The sequence below is a fragment of the Micromonospora sp. H33 genome (assembly GCF_052068455.1).
Classification (GTDB): Bacteria; Actinomycetota; Actinomycetes; order Mycobacteriales; family Micromonosporaceae; genus Micromonospora.
The window spans coordinates 300,529-319,142 of the sequence record NZ_JBQHDE010000002.1; the positions used below are offsets into that span (position 1 = coordinate 300,529).

Here is an 18,614-nt window from a genome sequence, read left to right on the forward strand (position 1 = left end):
GATCAGGCGGCGCACCCATGCCCCGGGGGCACCTTCGGGCGGAGAGTCGTTGTCAGCAGATGACAACGAACCGAGGAGCCCGAGATGTTCACCAACGACGCAGAGTTCCTGCTCTCCGTCCACCGTACGCACGCGGCCGAACTGCGCGCCGAGGCCGCCGCCGACCGGCTGGCCCGGAGCCTGCCGCACCGTTCCGCCCGCGGCTGGCTGAGCCGGCGGCACCACGCCGGCCGCCCCGGCGACAGCCGCCGGTGACCACCCTGCCGGTTGCCCCACCGCCCGCCGGGACGCGGCCGGCCGGGGCCGGGACGGAGGCGGGTGCGCCCACCACGGGGGTGGGCGCACCCGCCGCACCGGCCGCCACCGTGCCCACCCGGCCCGGCGCCGGGCCCGTGCCGCCGGCGTCGCCGGCCGTCGGGCCGGGCGGCGGAACCGGGGGCGGCGGCGGTCGTGGCATGCTCGGTGCCGTGACCGCACGCCCCGCCTGTACCGTCCTCGTCGGCCGCCAGCGTGAACTGGCCGCACTGCGGGACGCGCTCGCGCGGACCCGTGCCGGGGAGCCGAGCACCGTCCTGGTCGGCGGGGAGGCCGGGGTCGGCAAGACCCGGCTGCTGGAGGAGTTCGGCGGCGCCGTCGACGGGGCCCGGCTGCTCGTCGGGCAGTGCCTGGAACTCGGCGAGGCGGGCCTGCCCTTCGCGCCGATCGCCGCGGCGCTGCGTGCGGTGCTGCGCCGCGACGGCCCCGCCGTCTTCGACGGGTACGAGGCGGAGTTCGCCCGGCTCCTGCCGGAGCTGGCCCGGGGTCCGCTCGGTGCCGCGCCCCCGGTCTCCGACGCCCCGCGCGGCTACCTGTTCGACCTGGTCGCCGAGCTGTTCGGGCGCCTCGCCGACGAGCAGCCGCTGGTGCTGGTCATCGAGGACCTGCACTGGGCCGACCGCTCTACCCGGGACCTGATCGGCTTCCTGGTGCGGGCGGCCCGCGCCGAACGCCTGCTGCTGGTCTGCACGTACCGCACCGACGAACTGCACCGGGGGCACCCGCTGCGGCCCTTCCTGGCCGAGCTGGACCGCGCCCGGGGGGTCGAGCGGATCGAGCTGGGCCGGCTGGACCGGGACGGCACCGGGGCGGTACTGGCCGGCCTGCTCGGCGCCGAGCCGGCCGCCCGCGCGGTCGACGACATCCACGACCGTACGCAGGGCAACCCCCTCTTCATCGAGGAACTGGCCGCCGCCGGTGACCCGATCGGCTGCGCCGCCCTGCCGGAGACGCTGCGCGACCTGCTGCTCGCCCGCGTGGACCGGCTGCCGGAGCCGGCACAGCGGGTGCTGCGCATCGCCGCCGCCGGCGGCACCCGCTTCGCCCACGAACTGCTCGCCGAGGTCGCCGGGCTGCCCGACGCCGAGCTGGAGGACGCGCTGCGCGCCGCCGTCACCGCCCAGCTCGTCGTCGCCGACCCGGAGGGCGACTACGAGTTCCGGCACGCGCTGGTCCGCGAGGCCGTCCACGACGAGCTGCTGCCCGGGGAACACGCCCGGCTGCACGCCCGCTGGGCCGCCGCGATCGAGGCGCAGCCCCACCTGGTCGCCGCCGGGCGCGCGCCCGCCGAGATCGCCCACCACTGGTACGCCGCGCACGACCACGCCCGCGCGCTGGTGGCCGCCCGGACGGCGGCCTGCGCGGCGGCCGACCGCTACGCGTACGCCGAGCAGAGCCGGCTGCTGGAACGGGCGCTGGAGCTGTGGGAGCTGGTCCCCGACGCGACCGAGCGGCTCGGCATGGACCACCTCGCACTGCTGGAGGAGACGATCGCGGCGGCCACGACGGCCGGGGACTACCACCGGGCCCTCACCCTGACCCGGGCCGCGCTGGCGGAGGTGGACGGGACCGCGGAGCCCCTGCGCGCTGCCCGGCTGCTCGACCGGCGCGGCCGGATGCTCGCCATGCTCGGCAAGAGCGACGGCGCCGCCGAGCTGCGGGAGGCGTACCGGCTGGCGGTCGGAGCGCCGGACGGCCCGCAGCGGCTGCACCTGCTCGCCGACGTCGCCGCCCACGTCGCCCGCGTGGACCGGGCCGAGGGAGCGCTGCTGGCCGCCGAGGTGCTCGCGGCGGCGCACGGCGTCGGCGTCGACAGCGCCCAGCTTCCGGTGCAGCTCGCGATGCTGCGCCGGGCCGACGGCGCGCCGGACCTGGGCCTGGCCGAGCTGCGCCGCTCCGAGGCGCTGGCCCGGGCGGCCGGCACCGCGCCGGCGCTGGTCAGCGCCCTGGTGCACATCTCCGACGTGCTGTTCGAGCTGGGCCGCTACGAGGAGTCGGCCCGCGCCGCCGCCGACGGTGTCACCGAGGCGCGCCGGGTCGGGATCAGCCGCTCGACCGGGGCGTACCTGCTGTCGAACCGGGCCGAGGCGCTGCTCGCCCTGGGCCGCTGGGCGGAGGCGGGGGAGGTGCTGGCCGACGCCGCGCGGATCGACCCGCCGGGCGTCTCCGGCTCCCACTGGCTCCAGCTGTGCGCCGGGCTGCGGCTGGCCCAGGGGCACCCCGCCGCCGACGACATGATCGGCCGGTCGCTGAGCTTCCTCACGAAGCCGTATCTGCACCCGCACCAGCGGCTGCCCCTGATCGAGCTGCGGCTGGAGGCCGCTCTCGCCGCCGACGACCGGCCCGAGGCGCGGCGGGCCGCCGAGGCGGCACTGGCCGAGAGCGGCATCGCCGACCATCCCCGGTACGGCTGGCCGGTGCTCACCGCCCTCGCCCGCGCCGCCCGTCACGTCGGCGGCGACGACCTCGCCGCCCGGACCGCAGCCCTCGCCGCCACCGTGCCGGCCCGCTTCCCGGCCGAGCGGGCGCACGCCGCCCAGGTCGCCGCGACCCTGTCCGTGTCGCTGCCGCCGGCGGCACCCCACTCGGGTGGGCCGAACGGGCGCCCGATCACCGTAGCCGGCGATGCGGCACGCACGCCCGAGGCCGCACCGGCTCGGGCCGCCGTGCCGAGCCCGAGGACCGCCTCGGACGGGACGGACGCGCTCGCCTGGTGGCGGGCCGCCGTGGCGGCCTGGCGGGCGGACGGTCAGCCGTACCCGCTCGGCCGGGCGCTGCTCGCGCTGGCCGAGGCGGCGGCCCAGACGGGGGAGCGGGAGGAGGTGGCGGCGGCTGTGGCCGAGGCGGCCGCGCTCGCCGACCGGCTCGGCGCCGCGCCGCTGGCCGAGCAGGCCGCGACCCTGGCCCGCCGGGTGGGACTGCGCGGCGCGACCCGGGGCCGTCCCGGCGCGGACCTGCTGACCGACCGCGAGCGGGAGGTGCTGCGGCTGGTCGCCGAGGGGCACAGCAACAGCCGGATCGCCGAGCAGTTGTTCATCTCGCCCAAGACCGCCAGCGTCCACGTCTCCCGCATCATCGCGAAGCTGGACGTGCACAACCGCGTCGAGGCCGCCGCCCTGGCCCACCGCCTGGGCCTGCTGACCGAGACCCGCTGACCCGCCCACGCCCCCCCACACCGCCCGCACTTTCACGGAAAGAGTGGCCATCCGACCGGATATGGCCACTCTTTCCGTGAAAGTGCGCCACCCAGTGGTGGTCAGGGGCCGGGTAGGTAGATGCGCCAGCCGGGGAGTTTGTGCAGGGTGAGTTCGTCCGGGTGCGCGTCTAGGCGGGTCGCGAGGGGGGAGCCCTCGGGTGCTACCCAGGCGACTCGGGGCGCTGCGTCAACCGCGAGCCGGTTGGGCCGGTAGCGGTCGTGGCCGGGGCTCAGGTCGTCGTCGACGACCGCGCAGAGCACGTCATCCCGGCTGGCGAAGGTGAGCCGGTTGCAGGTCCAGTAACCGCCGTACACGTGCCGGACGTCCAGCGCGCGCAGGGTGCGCACGAGGTGGGCGTGCCGGGCCTCGGCGGCCCGGTGCGCGGGCGCGGCGGCGACCGCCCCGCCGGTGGCGACCGCGGCGGTGCCGAGCATCGCGGCGAGCAGCCCGACGGCGGCGACCCGGCGGGCGCTTCCGGCCCGCCCCGATCGCCGCCGGGCCGCGTCCCACACCGGCCACAGCAGCACGGGTACGGAGATGAGCAGGCAGGACAGGTACCGCGAGCTCTCGATCGGGGTACGGCCCGATGCGCTGCTCACCACGTAGACGGCCAGCGTCAGCACGGCCGCCCCGATCAGGGCCAGCGCGAGAGCCGCCCCGACCCGACGGTCGGCGACCGCAGCGCCGGATCGCGGATCCCCACCGTTGCCGGCGGCCGGTCGGTGGCCGTGACCGGCGGAGGCGCGAAGCCGGCGCCAGGCCGTCACGGCGGCGGCGAGCAGGAGCAGCGGCAGGGCGGCGGACCACCAGAGCTGCCAGCCGGCGCAGCGGCTTGGCGAGCAGAAGCCCATGCCCAGCGCCGGCCCGAGCACCAGCGCGCCGTGCAGCCGTTCGGCCCAGGCGGCGGGCTGCCCGGCGCCGCCGGCGGCCAGGACGGCGGCGAGCGGGCTGCGCCCCGACACCAGGCTGTCGACCAGCAGCGGTGCCGCGCCGACCAGCGCCCCGAGACCGAGCAGGGCGCCCGCCCGACCGCGCAGCTCCCGCCAGCGGAACGCGACCAGCACCGCCCCGGCGGCCCCCACGTACGGCAGGACCAGCGGGTCCACCCACACCATCAGCCCGGCGAGGAACCCCCACGCCGCCCAGCGGGACAGCCGGCGTCGCGGCCGGCCGGCCGCCAGGTCGTACGCGAGCACGGCGAGGGCCACCCCGGCGGCGTTCATCTCCGGGTACCCGCCACCGGCGATGAGCTGGTTCTTGACGATCCGGTCCGAGCCGAACGCGAGCAGCGCGGCGACCAGCAGCGCGTACCCCCGGTCCCGGGTGAGCCGCAGTGCGAGCCGCCAGGCCAGCAGCACGAACACCGCGTACAGGGCCAGGGTGGGCAGGCGCAGCGCCAGGGTCGACGGGCCGGCGAGCGCGAACAGCGGTGCGGCCAGGTACGCCTCGAGTGTCCCCATGTACGCCTGGCCGTAGAACCAGACCGGGAACTCCCGCCCCTGCGCGATGTGCAGGGCGGCCAGCCCCATCGTGGCCTCGTCGCTGTTGGTCGGCGGCGTGGCGTGCAGCAGCAGGCCGAGGCGGTACGCGACCCCCGCGAGGATCGCCAGGAGGGCCAGCGCGTCGGGCAGCCGGGACCATCGGGCCCGCGGCAGCGCGCGCAGCGCGGCGCGGTGCTCCTCGCGTACCCCGGTGGTCATGGGCCGATCATGGCACCTGGCCGGCGGTCCGCGCGGCGCGGTGCCCGGCGCGGCGGGCCGGGTGTCGTCAGCCGGCGGTGCCGACCGGGGTGCCCTCGCGGGCCTCCAGGGCCTGCTTGTAGAGCCGGCCGGCGCGGTACGACGAGCGCACCAGCGGGCCGCTCATCACCCCGGCGAAGCCGATCTCCTCGGCCTCCTCGCGCAGCTCGACGAACTCCTCCGGCTTGACCCAGCGCTCCACCGGGTGGTGGCGGGGGGAGGGGCGCAGGTACTGCGTGATGGTGATCAGCTCGCAGCCGGCCTCGTGCAGGTCGCGCAGGGCCTGGGAGACCTCGGCGCGCTCCTCGCCCATGCCGAGGATGAGGTTGCTCTTGGTGACCAGGCCGTCGGCGCGGGCCTGGCGGATCACGTCGAGGGAGCGCTCGTAGCGGAACGCGGGCCGGATCCGCTTGAAGATCCGCGGCACGGTCTCGACGTTGTGGGCGAGCACCTCCGGCCGCGACCCGAACACCTCGGCGAGCTGCTCGGGGACGGCGTTGAAGTCGGGGATCAGCAGCTCGACGCCGCAGCCCGGCTGGAGGGCGTGGATCTGCCGGACGGTCTCGGCGTAGAGCCAGGCCCCGCCGTCGGGCAGGTCGTCGCGGGCGACGCCGGTGATGGTGGCGTAGCGCAGGCCCATCGAGACCACCGACTCGGCGACACGGCGCGGCTCGTCGGCGTCGAACTCGGCCGGCTTTCCGGTGTCGATCTGGCAGAAGTCGCAGCGGCGGGTGCACTGGTCACCGCCGATGAGGAAGGTGGCCTCCCGGTCCTCCCAGCACTCGTAGATGTTGGGGCAGCCGGCCTCCTGGCAGACGGTGTGCAGCCCCTCGCGCGAGACGAGCCCGCGCAGCTGGGTGTACTCCGGGCCCATCTTGGCCTTGACCTTGATCCACGGTGGCTTGCGCTCGATCGGCGTCTCGGCGTTGCGCGCCTCGATCCGCAGGAGGCGCCGCCCCTCGGGGGCGGGCGTCGCGGTGCGCGCTGCCTGGCCGGTCGCCGGCGCGGAGTGCTCGATCGTCACGAAACCGAGCCTACGCCCGTCGGCGGCGGTCGATGCACGTCGGGCGACCGCCGTCACGCCCCGAACCTTGTGACGCCGGACACCAGGGCGGAAAAATCAGCGTCACATCCGCGTCGCCGGGGTGCTAGCGTGCGCCGCAGAGCTGTGACGGAGCCGAGTAGCGCCCCGAGCCGCCAGTTCAAGAGAGCCGCCGGTTGCTGCGAGGCGGTCTGGCGCCGGGCCGTGAAGACCCTCCCGAGCTGCGGGAAGAACGGCAAGGAAGGGCCCCTTGTTAACGCCTCCGGTAGAGGAGGGGTCCCTTCTTGACGCCCAGTAGAACCCGCCCGGCTGGCCCCGGTGAAAAGGCGACGAACGAGGCTCCCGCTCCGGCGGGGGCGAAGGTGTGGTGGCACCGCGAGGACCCGCTCGCCCACACCTCCCGGGCCGAGCAGATGCTTCGCCGCCCGAGGGCGGCGAACGACGTTGCGATCAGACCGAGGAGGTACCCGCCGTGCAACGCATCCTTTCCACCCAGCTCTCCGCCCAGGTCGGCGAGACCGTGCGGATCGCCGGCTGGGTCCACCGCCGCCGGCTGCTCAAGTCGGTGGCCTTCCTGATCGTCCGGGACGCGTCCGGCCTCGCCCAGGTCGTCGTCACCGAGCCCGAGGCCCGCGCGGCCGTCGAGGCCCTGACCGAGGAGACCGTCGTCGAGGTGGTCGCCACGGTGGTCGCCAACCCGGCGGCGCCCGCCGGGGTCGAACTCACCGCGCCGACGGTACGACCGCTCGGCCCGCCCGCGGTCCCGCCGCCGTTCGAGCTGTACCGGCCGGCGCTCACCGCCGCCCTGCCCACCCAGCTCGACCACGCGCCCGTGGCGCTGCGCCACCCGACCCGCGCCGCGACGCTGCGTGTCTCGGCGGCGGCGGTCGCCGGCTTCCGCGCCGCCCTCGACGCCCGTGAGTTCGTGGAGATCCACACCCCGAAGGTGGTCGCCTCGTCCACCGAGAGCGGGGCGAACGTCTTCGCGCTGGACTGGTTCGGCCGGCCCGCGTACCTGGCGCAGTCGCCGCAGTTCTACAAGCAGCTCATGGTGGGCGTCTTCGAGCGGGTGTACGAGGTGGGGCCGGTGTTCCGCGCCGAGCCGCACGACACCGCGCGGCATCTGGCGCAGTACACGTCCCTCGACGCCGAACTGGGCTTCGTCGCCGACCACCGGGACGTGATGGCGATGCTCCGGGAGACGCTCGCCGGCATGCTGGCGGAGGTGACCGGGCGGGCCGGGCCGGCGCTGGCCACGCTCGGCGTGACCGCCCCGGAGGTGCCCGCCGAGATCCCGGCGGTGCACTTCACCGAGGCACTGAAGATCGCCGGCGCGCCCGCCGACGAGCCGGACCTGGCCCCCGCCCACGAGCGCGCGGTGGGGGAGTGGGCGCGGCGGGAGCACGGGTCGGAGTTCGTGTTCGTGACCGGGTACCCGATGGCCAAGCGCCCCTTCTACACCCACCCGGACCCGGCGCGTCCGGCGTACTCCAACGGGTTCGACCTGCTGTTCCGGGGCGTGGAGCTGGTCACCGGCGGGCAGCGGCTGCACCGGCACGCGGACTACCTGGCGGCGCTCGCGGCGCGCGGCGAGCCGGTCGAGCCGTACGCGGGTTACGTGGACGCGTTCCGGCACGGGATGCCGCCGCACGGCGGCTTCGCCATCGGGCTGGAGCGGTTCGTGGCCCGGCTGACCGGCGCGACCAACGTCCGGGAGGTGACGGCCTTCCCGCGCGACCTGCACCGCCTCACGCCGTAACCCTCCCACCCAAACCCGGGGGCCTCGGTGATCAAGAGGTTTGCGTCATGGACGGACCGTCACCGCGGCGCAAACCTCTTGATCAACTCGGCGGGGGCGCGCGGTGCGGCGGCGCGGGGTGGTCAGGCGAGCAGGGTCGGCAGGCGGCGCTCCACCACCGGGAGGACGTCGGCGACGGTGACCGCGCGGCCCAGCTCCGCGGTGAGGGAGGTGACGCCGGCGTCGCTGATGCCGCAGGGCACGATCCGGTCGAAGGACGCCAGGTCGCAGTCGCAGTTGATCGAGAAGCCGTGCAGGGTGACGCCGCGGGCGACCCGGATGCCGATGGCGGCGACCTTGCGGGCGGGGCCGCGGTCGTCCTCCGGCACCCAGACGCCGCTGCGACCCTCGACCCGGCCAGCGGTCAGCCCGAACTCGGCGCACACGTCGATCAGCATCTGCTCGGTGCGCCGCACGTACGCGACCACGTCGACCGGGTCGGGCAGGCGCAGGATCGGGTAGCCGACCAGCTGCCCCGGGCCGTGCCAGGTGATCTTGCCGCCGCGGTCGACGTCGATGACCGGCGTGCCGTCCATCGGCCGGTCCCACGGCTCGGTGCGCTTGCCGGCGGTGTAGACGCTTGGGTGCTCCAGCAGGAGCACGGTGTCGCCGCTCTCGCCGGCCACCACCGACTCGTGCAGCCGGCGCTGCTCCTCCCAGGCGGCCTCGTAGTCGAGGACACCGGCACGGACGGCCGTGAGGCCGGAGGTCGTCGTGGTCACGGTTGCCAGCGTAGTCCCGTACCCGCCGGTCACCCCCGCGCGTGAGCCGGCTCACCGGGTCACTCCTGCCGGATCCGCCAGACCCAGACGTCCTCGACGCGTTCCGGCTCGCCGAACAGTGCGGTCGCGGCGCGGCGTACCGCGTCCTGGTCGACCGCCCACTTCGCCCCGTGCACCTGGTCGGGCAGCACCACCGCCTCGATCCGCCAGTGCCGGAGGTCGGCCTGGACCTCCTTGATCGTCCCCTCGGTGACGATCGGCACCGCCCCGAACCGGGCGGCCTGGTCCAGCAGGGTGCTCAGCAGCCGGGGCGGGGGGCCGATCCGGCCGCGCCCGTCCGGCCCGCCGGGGCCGAGGAAGAACCCGGACGGGATGGCGAACTCGCCCTGCCGGTGGGAGAGCGCGTACGCCTGCCAGCGTTGCCCGTCCGGGTAGACGTCGAGGGTCAGCGGCACGGGCGTGAGCACCCCGCCGGGCGACACGTACTCCCGCCACGTGCCGGAGGTGAAGAACCGGGGGATCGGTTCCCGCTCCACCGTCAGCAGCGGGACGGGCAGCAGCGGCACCAGAGCCACGGCGAACGCCGCCAGCCACCCCGCGCGGGCCGGCCGGGACCGTGGCGGCTCGGCGCGCAGCGCGTCGACCGCGTACGCGAGCAGCACGCCGATCACCGGCGCCACCACCAGCGCCAGCCGGGCCGGCAACGCGGCGTTCACGACCGGAAGGTGGCCCACCAGGTCGAAGGGCATCGGCAGGTCGCTGCGGCGGCCGTCGACCTTGGCCACCGGGCCGAACGACAGCACCGTGAAGGCGACCGCCACCGCGCCGAGCGCCCAGAGGGTGGCCCGGCGGGGCGCCTCGGCACGGCGCCACAGCAGCACGACGGCGGCGACGGTGAGCAGCAGCAGCGGAAGGCCGAAGAACGAGTTCTCCTCGGTCGGGTTCGGCGCGAGGTCGGTACGCAGCCCGGCCTCACCGGCGAGCGAACGGCTGGGGTACGCCACGTACGAGGCGACGTCCTCGGAGTGGATCACCGCGTCGAAGCCCGTGCCGTGGAAGCGCTGCGGGCCGGCGAAGTGCAGCCACAGCGGGTACGCGAGCAGCACACCGGCCACCAGTGCCGTCACGCCGAGGCCGCCGAGGAAGCCGGGCAGCGCCGTCCGGGCCTCGGCACGGCCGGCCGGGTGCAGCGCCCGGACGACGAGGAAGAGGCCGAGGGCGAGGGCGGTGAAGAAGAGCCCCTCGGCCGCGATGGAGAACGCCACCGCGACCAGCACGCCGAGGATCACCCCGTTGCGGATCCGGTGCTCGGGGCGGCGCAGCGCGAAGGTCCGCCAGACCAGCAGCGGCACCAGCCAGCCGGCGGTCCAGTTCAGGTGGGCGTTGGCGTGCGCGACCATGCCGGGGGCGAAGCCGATGAACAACCCGCCGAGGCCGGCGGCGAGCGGGCTGCGGCCGAACTGCCGGTTGAGCAGCCAGTACCAGGCCAGCGCGGTGGCGGCGAGGTTGAGCGTGAGGATCACCAGGAAGGTCGCCGGCGGTCCGATCAGGTACGTCACCGGTGCGAAGACCGCCGCGTACACGGTGATCGAGGTGTTGACCGCGAGGTTGACCCCGTCCGGGACGTTGATCAGGTAGGTGAAGAGCGGGTTCTGCCCGTGCGTGAGGGCGTGCCCGCCGAAGGCCAACAGCCACTCGAACAGCGCCTGGTCGCTGGAGTTCACCGTGATGGCCCGGCCGTTCGGGTCCCGCCACAGGCCACTGGTCACCCACACGGCCAGGGCGAGCGCGAGGAGGGCGACGACCAGGTCGGCCCGACGGTCGCGGACGACCCGGACCGGCGGGACCGGCGCGGGCGCCAGGGACGGGGAGATCGGCACGCAGCGGACGTTACCAACCGGACCCGGACACGCCGGTCGGACCTGCAAGGAAGGGCCCCCTGTTAACGCCTCGCGTTGTACAAGGGCCCCCTCCAATCACCCACCGCGGGCGCACACACGTCCACGGTGGTGAATGTGTGAGGGTGACCCATGTCACAACTTCGACACGCGGGCGTAACGTCGCGGCAATTCGCGGGTGACCCAGTTCACACCCCCTCAGGAGGCTCCCGTGCACCGCAACCCGTCCCTCCTCGCCCGGCTGGCCGGCGCCGCCGCCGGGCTCGTCCTGGCCGCCACGGCGGCCGTCGTCGTCGCCGCCCCCGCCCAGGCCGCCAGCCTCCAGCAGGTGACCGGCTTCGGGTCCAACCCCGGCAACCTCGCCATGTACGCGTACCGGCCCGACAACCTGCCGTCCGGCGCACCGGCCGTGGTGCTGCTGCACGGCTGCACCCAGAACGCCAGCGGCTACTTCGCCAACTCCGGCTGGCGCAAGTACGCCGACCAGTGGAAGTTCTCCCTGATCGTGCCGCAGCAGTCCAGCGCGAACCAGTCGCTGAGCTGCTTCAACTGGTTCGTCGAGGGCGACATCCGACGAGGCTCCGGCGAGCCGCTGTCGATCAAGCAGATGGTCGACTACGCCAAGAACAACTACGGCACCGACCCGGGCCGGGTCTTCATCAGCGGCCTCTCCGCCGGCGGGGCGATGACCGCGGTCATGCTCGCCACGTACCCGGACGTCTTCCGCGCCGGCTCGGTCATCGCCGGCCTGCCGTACCGCTGCTCGCCGCCGGCCTCGACCAACACGTGCCAGTACAGCGGCGTCGACAAGACCCCGGCCGCCTGGGGTGACCTGGTCCGGAACGCGTACCCGGGCTACTCCGGGCCGTACCCGCGGGTCTCCATCTGGCACGGCACCTCCGACACCACGGTGGTGCCGGCGAACGCCACCGAACTGCGGGACCAGTGGACCAACGTGCGCGGCGTGTCGCAGACCCCGACCAGCACCGCGTCGCTGCCCGCCAACACCAGCCGGGAGGTGTACGGCAACAACGACGTCCGGGTCCAGCGGGTCTCCGGCATGGGCCACGGCACCCCGGTCGACCCCGGTACCGCCGCGGACCAGTGCGGCACCGCCGCCGCGTACTTCCTGGACACCATCTGCTCGACGTACCACGACGCGCTCTTCTTCGGCCTCAACGGCGGAGGCACCAACCCCACCCCGACGCCGACCGCCTCGCCGACGCCGAGCCCGACGACCAGCCCGACCTGCGTCACGGCGAGCAACTACGCGCACGTCACGGCCGGTCGCGCCTACCAGTCCGGGGGGTACGCCTACGCCAACGGCTCGAACCAGAACATGGGCCTCTACAACACCTTCTACACGACCACCTTGAAGCAGACCGGCCCCAACTACTGGGTGATCGGCTGCTGACCGGTTAAGAGGGGCCCCCTGTACAACGCCAGGCGTTAACAGGGGCCCTTCCTTACTCCTCAAGCGCGGCGTGCAGGGCGCTGCGCAGGTCGGGGTGGCGGTAGGTGAAGCCGGCCTTGGTCAGCACGCTGGGCAGAACGCGGCTGCTGCTCAGCGCCTCCACGGCGAAGCCGCCCAGGACGACCTTCAACGCCAGCGCCGGGATCGGCATGAACGCCGGCCGGTGCAGCTGGCGGGCCAGTTCCCGGGTGAACTCCGCGTTCGTCACCGGCGCCGGCCCTACCATGTTGACCGGACCGGCGACGTCGTCGGAGTCCAGCAGGAACAGTGCGGCGCGCAGCCAGTCCTCCATCGAGATCCAGGGCCACCACTGCCGGCCGCCGCCGAGCTTGCCGGAGATGCCGAGCCGCATCGGGAGCAGTTGCGGCTTGAGCATCCCGCCGTCGCGGTGCAGCGGCAGGCCGATGCGCATGCGCACCACCCGTACGTCGGCGTCCTCGGCCGGCCGCGTCGCCGCCTCCCACACCCGGCAGACGTCGGCGAGGAAGCCCTCCCCGGCCGGCGCGTCCTCCTCGACCGCGCGGTCGCCGGTGTCGCCGTACCAGCCCACCGCCGACGAATTCAACATCACCTGTGGGCGGTCGGCGGCGGGCAGCCCGGCGATGGTGATCGCCAGCGTGGTGGTGGTGTCCACCCGGCTGGACCGGATGATCCGCTTGTACTCGTCGTTCCACCGCCGGTCGCCGACCCCGGCGCCGGCCAGGTTGACCACCGCGTCGGCCGCCGCCACCACGGCCGGGTCGAGCTGGGCCGCCGACGGGTTCCACTGCCGCTCGTCGGCGGTGCGCGGCGGCCGGCGGACCAGCCGGGTCACCTCGTGACCGTCGGCGGTGAGCAGGTCGACCAGCCGGGTGCCGAGGAAGCCGGACGCGCCGGCCATCAGGATCCGCATGCTCATATCTTCGGATACGGGTGACGATCCCGATGCGTTGAGCCGGTCACACCCGGAAATCGGCCGGTGCCGGACGGAGATCGGCCAGGAGGCGTTCGACCTCGGCGACCGCGTCGGCCGGCAACGGCCCGAGGGCGAGCGTGCCGAGATTCTCCTCGGCCTGGGCGACGGTCCGGCAGCCCGGGATCGGGACCGTCCGGGGGCTGCGGGCGAGCAGCCAGCCCAGCGCGCCCTGCGCCAGGGTGCGGCCGTCGGCCGTCAACGCCGCGCGGATCTGCGCGACGCGCTCCGCCCACCGGGGCGTCGGCCGCAGCGGCTTCAGTCTGGACACGCTGCGGTACTACGAGAAGATCGGCCTGCTCAGCGGCGTCGGGCGCACGTCCGGCGGGCGGCGCGTCTTCACCGACGACGACCTGGGCTGGCTGACGCTGTTCCGCTGCCTGCGCGACACCGGCATGCCGATCGCGGAGATGTGCCGGTACGCCGAGCTGGCGCGCGAGGGCGAGCACACCGCCGGCGAGCGGCAGGCCCTGCTGGAGCGGCACGCCGAGCGGGTCGAGGAGCAGATGCGCCTGCTTCAGCGCCAGTACGACCACCTGCGGGAGAAGATCCGCTTCTACGTGAGGTCGTCGGTGCGAAGGTCAGACGCCGGCTGACTGCCACCGCTTGACAACCTCGTCGACGTCGGAGACGAGATGACGCCACGAGTCGAGTTCGGTTACCGGGCCAGTGGGATCGAGGCGTTCCAACAGCTGACGGCGATGCTGGTTGAACCGCTTGGCCGCGGCTTCTCGACGACGGCCGGTAACGTCGGCGGCCGTGAGGAGGCATTCCCGGAGAATTTCCTTCGGATCGGGCTTCGACTCCACCTCGTGCCGCCTCGGCAGGCTGAGGCGCGTCCGTCCGCGTGGATTGCCGGCGACCTGCCGGATGGCCGCCTCGTCAAGCAGCAGCCAGGCCTCGGTCATTCGCACGGGGATGACGGGGACCAGTTCGGCGGAGCCGGCGAGCGGCCGTGCCGCTGCCTCGATCTCCCGATGCCGGCTCAGCCGTCCCGCATTGTCGGCGTCCCGGTGCACCACGATGAGGTCGACCGGCCCGCCGGTGAGCGTCAGGGCCGCCCCGACCCGCGATCCGACGTCCTTGGCGACCTTCGGGAGCCGAGAGAAGTCAGGCGGGGTCAGGCTCACCGAGATGCCGCGACCGAGGAACAACCACTCGACGTGTCTCGACAGCGGCTCGTCGGACGTGCCCTCGGCGATGAACACTCCCGAATAGGACCGATCGCTCATGTCGTGAGGTCCGAGGGAAGACGGAGGCGGGCCTCCGGAGGCTCGGCGAGATAGGGAACGACGTCCGCATGGGAGAACGTCGGCGTTCCCGGCCTGGCGCGCCAGGAGTTGCGAAAGGGAAGAAGAGCGAGGGTACGGCCTGCGTCACCATGAGGAACGGGGCGCAGCCTCGTCTCGGCCAGCAGCAGGTCCGCCGGATCGCAGAGCTGCACCACTCCGGGGGAGTGGGTGTTGATGATGACCTGGCGGAAAGGGTTGTCGTCGCCGGGTGGGTGGCCGGGGTCGACGGCCAGGTCCCGGACGAGCTGCACCATGGCGGGAAGGTTCGCGGGGTGGATTCCGTTCTCCGGCTCCTCCATGCAGATCAGGCCCGTGAACTGCGAATCCTCCAGCAGGACGCAGAGCGCCAAGAAGCGCAGGGTTCCCTCGGACAGGGCCCGGGCGGGGAGCCGCAGCCCTCCGCGTTCCCGGAGGAAGAGGGTGAACAACTCCCGCGCCTCGTCGTACTCGACTTCCAGGTCCTCGACGGCTACCCCGGACAGGTCGGAGAGCCGGCCGGCCACCGCCGCATACACCCGCTCGGGTTCAGCAGCGGCGGACCAATCCGGGCCGTGTGCGATGCGGTAGAGCGTGCTGGGGAGGTAACGGCCATCCGGCGCCAGGATTTCGGGGCTGACGGTGCCGTCCGGCGCGCGGAGTGCGGAGGGCTCCAGGGCCAGGCGGCGCCAGCTCTGCATTTCCCGGCGAGCGGCGAGGACGGTCGGGTAGTCGGCGGTGGTCATGGTGCTCAGCACGGTGCGACTGGAACCCTTCGCGACTCGTGACCGCTTCATGCTTCCACGCTTCTGTTCGGCGTGAACGTCCACGACCAAGCCGTCTTCCGTCTGCCGCTGCGTCGAGAGGAAGAGGCGTCCCGGTTCCGCCCTGGTGATGACCGCATTCAGGAAATCCGCCGCGGCGGGAAAGCGCAGGGACGCCGGACTGTCGTCGACCTGCCGTAGATCCTCCCGAACCAGTTGCAGCCGACCCAGGCCGTGATCACCGCGCCCTGCCTCGTACCGAAGTGTCACCTCGTAGCGCAGGTGGGTCGCGGTCGACTGCACGCGTTCACCCAGCTCGTCCTCCACCTCGCTGGGTACGATCATCTCCGCTGAGAGGGTCATCTGATGCCGGTCGCTGCGATACCCGTCCCAGAACAGATCCCGCGGGTCACCGCCCCTGTTGCCGGCCGCGCTGCGGACGCGCTGTGAGGCTTCAGAGAGGGGATCGGTAGCGAGGTACGACAGGAACTCGATCGCGTCGAAGACGTTCGATTTACCCATCCCGTTCGCGCCGGCGATGCAAGTGAAGGGACCGAACTCGACGTCGACGTCGAGCAGGTTCTTGAATCCCTGCACTTGCAGCCGGGTGAGCATGAGCTGAGCTTAGTCCCGGCCCTACGCGACCTCGTGTGCCGGCGCGGCGGTGGCGCGCACGGCCTTGAGGATGGAGACGATGCGGTCCATGTCGTCCGAGGCGAAGAGCGCGTCCGGGCCGTGCGGGGCGATCTCGGTGAACGGCGACTCGTAGAGCCCGTCGATCTCCATCGCCCCATTCTGCGTCAGGTGCCGGATGATCATGTTGATGAAGTGGATCAGGTTCTTGCTCAGGGTGCGCCCAGAGTAAGGCCGGCATCGCGCACATCAGGTTGAGCGACGGATGAACGCCCAGCCGAGGAAGCGGTCGAAGAGCTGCGTCGGGTCCGGGCCGTCGTGCGGGTTGAGCGTGTGGAGTTGCCCGGCCGCGTCGTGCAGTAGCCCGCCGAGGTAGATCAGCAGTGCCACGCGGTCGTGCGCGTACTCCCGCAGCAGCCCCACCCGCGCTGACCCGCACGGCCACGGCGCGGCGCACGCCCGGCACAGCCACAGCGGACGCAACGGCGTGTGCGGGCGGGCGGTCACCAGCGTCCGCCGTTGGCCCGCCAGGTCTGTGCGGGCGTCAGCCGCCCGACCCGCCCGACCTGGGGGTATGCCCGCGTCGGCTCGTCGCGCCAGCGGGTGTTCTGCGGCGGGGTCGGCGGCTCGGTCGGGGTGGGCGCGCGCCAGCGGGTGTTCCAGGGCGGCGTGGGCGGCTCGGTCGGGGTGGGCGCGTGCCGGTCCGGGCACGCGGTCCAGCGCAGGCCGCACGAGCACCAACGCCGTAACCCCCGCCAGGTCCGCCGGTGCCGAGGCCCGAGCGGCACCGGCGGCTCGCCCCGCCGCCACCTCAGCTGGAGTACGCGGACAGCCGGACCGCCGTGCGCCGCGCGCACTGGACCGGGCGGCTGGGGGAGGGGTGAGCGCACGCCGTCTCCTCTCCGGTCGCGGCGCCGGGGCGGGCGGGGGCAGCCGTCGACGCACGGTCGGGTCCGCGCATGACGGCTGGAGCCCGGCACCCGCCCCGGGCCTGCTGGTGCTGCCCGACGAGCGGTGCCGGGCAGGGTGTGGCACCCGACCGACCTCCGGGGGATTGGCGGCCGGCCGGGCGCGTTTCACGGAGTGACCAGCCCCGGTTGCAGACCAGGGAGCCGATCGATGGGAACTTTGTCAGACTAGTCTGTCAAAGTCAACGGACTACTTTGTACTTGTACTGACAAGTTTCTTGTGATCAGATGGCGGGTGCAGACCAGGGAGTCACCATGCCCGCCAAACCAAAGTGGGCGCAGCTGGCGGAGCTCATCCGCGAGCAGATTGCGTCCGGAGAACTCGCCCCAGGCGACAAACTGCCGTCCACCGCTCAGCTCAGGGAGCAGCACGGTGTGTCGGCTGGTGTCGTGCGTCAGGCGATCCTCGTCCTACAGATGCAAGGCCTTGTCGAGGGTGTGCACGGCGTGGGCGTCTTCGTCGCCGAGCACTCCGGCCCTGAGGGGTAGGGCCCGCCGGTGGAGAAGGTGACCGCCGCGCGACGAACGCTCGTCACGACGATCGACCGGTGGTTCCACCTGGACCGGCCACTGCTGGTGGAGGCGGGCCAGACGTACTGGGTCGACTGGAAGCGGCGCGAGCTGTGCGTCGACCGTGGCGACGGTCAGGTCCGCCGCTTCCCGGGTTGGGTGTGTCGCTGACGGTCGTCACGCAGCCCGGAGGCGGGCGAGGAGCGGGGTGAGCGGGTCGAGTGCGTCGCGGCGTACCACGAAACGGGTGATGCCCCAGCGACGCTGGTGTTCGGCGACCGCCGCGACGATCTCGTCCTCGGTGCCGATGAGCACGAACGGGGTGGCCAGCAACTCGGGCACGCTCAGGCCGGTGTCGTCCGCCATCGATGCGGCGGCGGCCTCCGCGTCGTCGGTGACCACGACCTGCTGCACCAGCGCCTCCAACTCCGGCGGCGTGTCCCGGCCTGCCGCACCGGACGCGACCTCGGCGAGTTGCGCCTCGATCTCGGTCTCCCGCCAGCGCACCTCGTGCCGGTAGCCGTCCGGTTTGGTACGACCGAGCCCGGCGAGACCGACCACGTCGGCGTGCGCTCCCGCCCAGCGCAGCAGCCGGGAGTTGGCGGTGCCGATGGTCAGGGGGATCCGCGCCTGCACCGGCCGGGGCTTCTCCAGGCGGGCCGCTCGCATCACCAGGCCCGGGGTGTCGACGGTGACCTCCTCGCCGTCGAGCAGCGCGCGGACGGCCTCGGTGACGGCGATGCAGCGGCGGACCCGGCCGGCGACGTCGGGGCGCTCGCGTCCGACGGCGCGCCACTCCGCCGGGGTGTGGCCGGCGCCGAGACCGAGCCGAGCCCGGCCACCGGAGATCACGTCGAGTGTCGCGACATCCGAGGCGAGCAGTGCCGGCTCGCGGACACCGGCGTTCGAGACGTTGGTGCCGAGTCCCAGCGTCGTGGTCACCGCCGCTGCGGCGGCCAGAGCGACGAACGGCGACGCCACCGCCCCGGGATGGTCGGCCGCGAGCAGGGCGTCGTAGCCGGCGACCTCCGCCCTGCGGGCGAGGGTGAGCCAGTCGGCGGCGTCGGTCGGGGAGGCCTGGAGACTGAACGTCGTCATCGCGCCAGCCTGCCGCGTGGCGACCCGGCCGGGCGACCCCGAGCGGCCTGATTCTGCCAACGGCAGACGGTGCTCGTTGATCGGATGATGGTGAGCCGGTTTCGGCGCGGCGTGTCGACCGGCTGATCGTCATCCGATCATGAGGCTCCGGTGAGCGTGAGCGGATAGGTGAGCTACCACGGGTTCTGGTCGACTGCGGAGTCGATGTCGGCTCGGAATCCGTCCGAGTCGATCGG

At 73.6% G+C, this 18,614-nt stretch carries 18 protein-coding genes and 1 pseudogene; 7 read left to right on the forward strand and 12 right to left on the reverse strand.

Annotated elements, in window-relative coordinates:
* Window positions 1–84 precede the first annotated feature (84 nt).
* Both ACTMS0_RS06985 and ACTMS0_RS06990 read left to right on the forward strand, forming a co-directional pair.
* Window positions 85–255, forward strand: coding sequence for a hypothetical protein (locus ACTMS0_RS06985; RefSeq protein ID WP_441154275.1), 171 nt, complete (start codon window positions 85–87; stop codon window positions 253–255).
* 212 nt (window positions 256–467) lie between these two features.
* The gene (locus ACTMS0_RS06990; RefSeq protein WP_441154276.1) at window positions 468–3,470 is read left to right on the forward strand and encodes a helix-turn-helix transcriptional regulator; all 3,003 of its coding nucleotides are present in this window, start codon (window positions 468–470) and stop codon (window positions 3,468–3,470) included.
* Between the two features lie 101 nt (window positions 3,471–3,571).
* On the opposite strand, the gene ACTMS0_RS06995 is transcribed toward ACTMS0_RS06990, so the two are convergent.
* A complete protein-coding gene (locus tag ACTMS0_RS06995; protein WP_441154277.1) occupies window positions 3,572–5,212 on the reverse strand; it encodes a hypothetical protein in 1,641 nt (546 codons plus the stop codon).
* A 67-nt stretch (window positions 5,213–5,279) separates the two neighbouring features.
* On the reverse strand, window positions 5,280–6,332 hold the full coding sequence (lipA, locus tag ACTMS0_RS07000; RefSeq protein WP_441154278.1) for a lipoyl synthase: 1,053 nt from the start codon (window positions 6,330–6,332) through the stop codon (window positions 5,280–5,282).
* Between the two features lie 433 nt (window positions 6,333–6,765).
* Here lipA and aspS point away from each other — a divergent pair, with 433 nt between their 5' ends.
* Window positions 6,766–8,052 (forward strand): aspartate--tRNA(Asn) ligase, encoded by a 1,287-nt coding sequence (gene aspS, locus ACTMS0_RS07005; RefSeq protein WP_441154279.1) that lies wholly within the window; start codon window positions 6,766–6,768, stop codon window positions 8,050–8,052.
* A 122-nt stretch (window positions 8,053–8,174) separates the two neighbouring features.
* Here the strand turns inward: aspS and lipB are convergent, their stop codons facing one another.
* On the reverse strand, window positions 8,175–8,813 hold the full coding sequence (gene lipB / locus ACTMS0_RS07010) for a lipoyl(octanoyl) transferase LipB (protein WP_441154280.1): 639 nt from the start codon (window positions 8,811–8,813) through the stop codon (window positions 8,175–8,177).
* Window positions 8,814–8,872: 59 nt separating this feature from the next.
* Entirely contained in the window at window positions 8,873–10,693 is a 1,821-nt protein-coding gene (locus ACTMS0_RS07015; protein WP_441154281.1) for a DUF2079 domain-containing protein, read from the reverse strand.
* Between the two features lie 229 nt (window positions 10,694–10,922).
* On the opposite strand from ACTMS0_RS07015, the gene ACTMS0_RS07020 reads away from it, so the two are divergent.
* Window positions 10,923–12,125, forward strand: coding sequence for an extracellular catalytic domain type 1 short-chain-length polyhydroxyalkanoate depolymerase (locus ACTMS0_RS07020; protein ID WP_441154282.1), 1,203 nt, complete (start codon window positions 10,923–10,925; stop codon window positions 12,123–12,125).
* A 52-nt stretch (window positions 12,126–12,177) separates the two neighbouring features.
* On the opposite strand, the gene ACTMS0_RS07025 is transcribed toward ACTMS0_RS07020, so the two are convergent.
* Both ACTMS0_RS07025 and ACTMS0_RS07030 read right to left on the reverse strand, forming a co-directional pair.
* Complete coding sequence (locus tag ACTMS0_RS07025; protein WP_441154283.1) at window positions 12,178–13,077, reverse strand: TIGR01777 family oxidoreductase; 900 nt, start codon at window positions 13,075–13,077, stop codon at window positions 12,178–12,180.
* 46 nt (window positions 13,078–13,123) lie between these two features.
* Window positions 13,124–13,387, reverse strand: a pseudogene (locus ACTMS0_RS07030) (aldo/keto reductase); the annotation flags it as partial.
* On the opposite strand from ACTMS0_RS07030, the gene ACTMS0_RS07035 reads away from it, so the two are divergent.
* Complete coding sequence (locus ACTMS0_RS07035) at window positions 13,350–13,733, forward strand: MerR family transcriptional regulator (protein ID WP_441154673.1); 384 nt, start codon at window positions 13,350–13,352, stop codon at window positions 13,731–13,733. The pseudogene ACTMS0_RS07030 and the gene ACTMS0_RS07035 sit on opposite strands and share 38 nt — an antisense overlap.
* Here ACTMS0_RS07035 and ACTMS0_RS07040 read toward each other — a convergent pair.
* From ACTMS0_RS07040 to ACTMS0_RS07060, 5 genes are read right to left on the reverse strand one after another with little or no spacing between them, the layout of a single operon-like run.
* Entirely contained in the window at window positions 13,719–14,345 is a 627-nt protein-coding gene (locus ACTMS0_RS07040) for a hypothetical protein (RefSeq protein WP_441154284.1), read from the reverse strand. The genes ACTMS0_RS07035 and ACTMS0_RS07040 overlap by 15 nt on opposite strands.
* Window positions 14,346–14,365: 20 nt before the next feature.
* The gene (locus ACTMS0_RS07045) at window positions 14,366–15,784 is read right to left on the reverse strand and encodes an AAA family ATPase (protein ID WP_441154285.1); all 1,419 of its coding nucleotides are present in this window, start codon (window positions 15,782–15,784) and stop codon (window positions 14,366–14,368) included.
* A 21-nt stretch (window positions 15,785–15,805) separates the two neighbouring features.
* The gene (locus tag ACTMS0_RS07050; RefSeq protein WP_441154674.1) at window positions 15,806–16,018 is read right to left on the reverse strand and encodes a type I restriction-modification enzyme R subunit C-terminal domain-containing protein; all 213 of its coding nucleotides are present in this window, start codon (window positions 16,016–16,018) and stop codon (window positions 15,806–15,808) included.
* 33 nt (window positions 16,019–16,051) lie between these two features.
* On the reverse strand, window positions 16,052–16,333 hold the full coding sequence (locus tag ACTMS0_RS07055) for a hypothetical protein (protein ID WP_441154675.1): 282 nt from the start codon (window positions 16,331–16,333) through the stop codon (window positions 16,052–16,054).
* The gene (locus ACTMS0_RS07060; RefSeq protein WP_441154286.1) at window positions 16,306–16,692 is read right to left on the reverse strand and encodes a hypothetical protein; all 387 of its coding nucleotides are present in this window, start codon (window positions 16,690–16,692) and stop codon (window positions 16,306–16,308) included. The genes ACTMS0_RS07055 and ACTMS0_RS07060 overlap by 28 nt, the downstream gene beginning before the upstream one ends.
* A gap of 333 nt (window positions 16,693–17,025) precedes the next feature.
* Between ACTMS0_RS07060 and ACTMS0_RS07065 the strand changes: the two genes are divergently transcribed.
* Both ACTMS0_RS07065 and ACTMS0_RS07070 read left to right on the forward strand, forming a co-directional pair.
* Window positions 17,026–17,259, forward strand: coding sequence for a GntR family transcriptional regulator (locus ACTMS0_RS07065; RefSeq protein ID WP_441154287.1), 234 nt, complete (start codon window positions 17,026–17,028; stop codon window positions 17,257–17,259).
* Window positions 17,260–17,268: 9 nt separating this feature from the next.
* Window positions 17,269–17,451, forward strand: a complete 183-nt coding sequence (locus ACTMS0_RS07070) for a hypothetical protein (protein ID WP_441154288.1) — start codon at window positions 17,269–17,271, stop codon at window positions 17,449–17,451.
* 6 nt (window positions 17,452–17,457) lie between these two features.
* Here the strand turns inward: ACTMS0_RS07070 and ACTMS0_RS07075 are convergent, their stop codons facing one another.
* Window positions 17,458–18,378: a TIGR03621 family F420-dependent LLM class oxidoreductase gene (locus tag ACTMS0_RS07075; protein WP_441154289.1), complete on the reverse strand. Its 921-nt coding sequence runs from the start codon at window positions 18,376–18,378 to the stop codon at window positions 17,458–17,460.
* Between the last annotated feature and the right edge of the window lie 236 nt (window positions 18,379–18,614).

What these genes read in the sequence shown, in the direction of transcription:
- ACTMS0_RS06985 (WP_441154275.1), top strand. Translation starts at nt 85, where the DNA reads ATGTTCACCAACGACGCAGAGTTCCTGCTCTCCGTCCACCGTACGCAC.
- ACTMS0_RS06995 (WP_441154277.1), bottom strand. Translation starts at nt 5,212, where the DNA reads ATGACCACCGGGGTACGCGAGGAGCACCGCGCCGCGCTGCGCGCGCTG.
- ACTMS0_RS07025 (WP_441154283.1), bottom strand. Translation starts at nt 13,077, where the DNA reads ATGCGGATCCTGATGGCCGGCGCGTCCGGCTTCCTCGGCACCCGGCTG.
- ACTMS0_RS07045 (WP_441154285.1), bottom strand. Translation starts at nt 15,784, where the DNA reads ATGCTCACCCGGCTGCAAGTGCAGGGATTCAAGAACCTGCTCGACGTC.
- ACTMS0_RS07065 (WP_441154287.1), top strand. Translation starts at nt 17,026, where the DNA reads ATGCCCGCCAAACCAAAGTGGGCGCAGCTGGCGGAGCTCATCCGCGAG.
- ACTMS0_RS07075 (WP_441154289.1), bottom strand. Translation starts at nt 18,378, where the DNA reads ATGACGACGTTCAGTCTCCAGGCCTCCCCGACCGACGCCGCCGACTGG.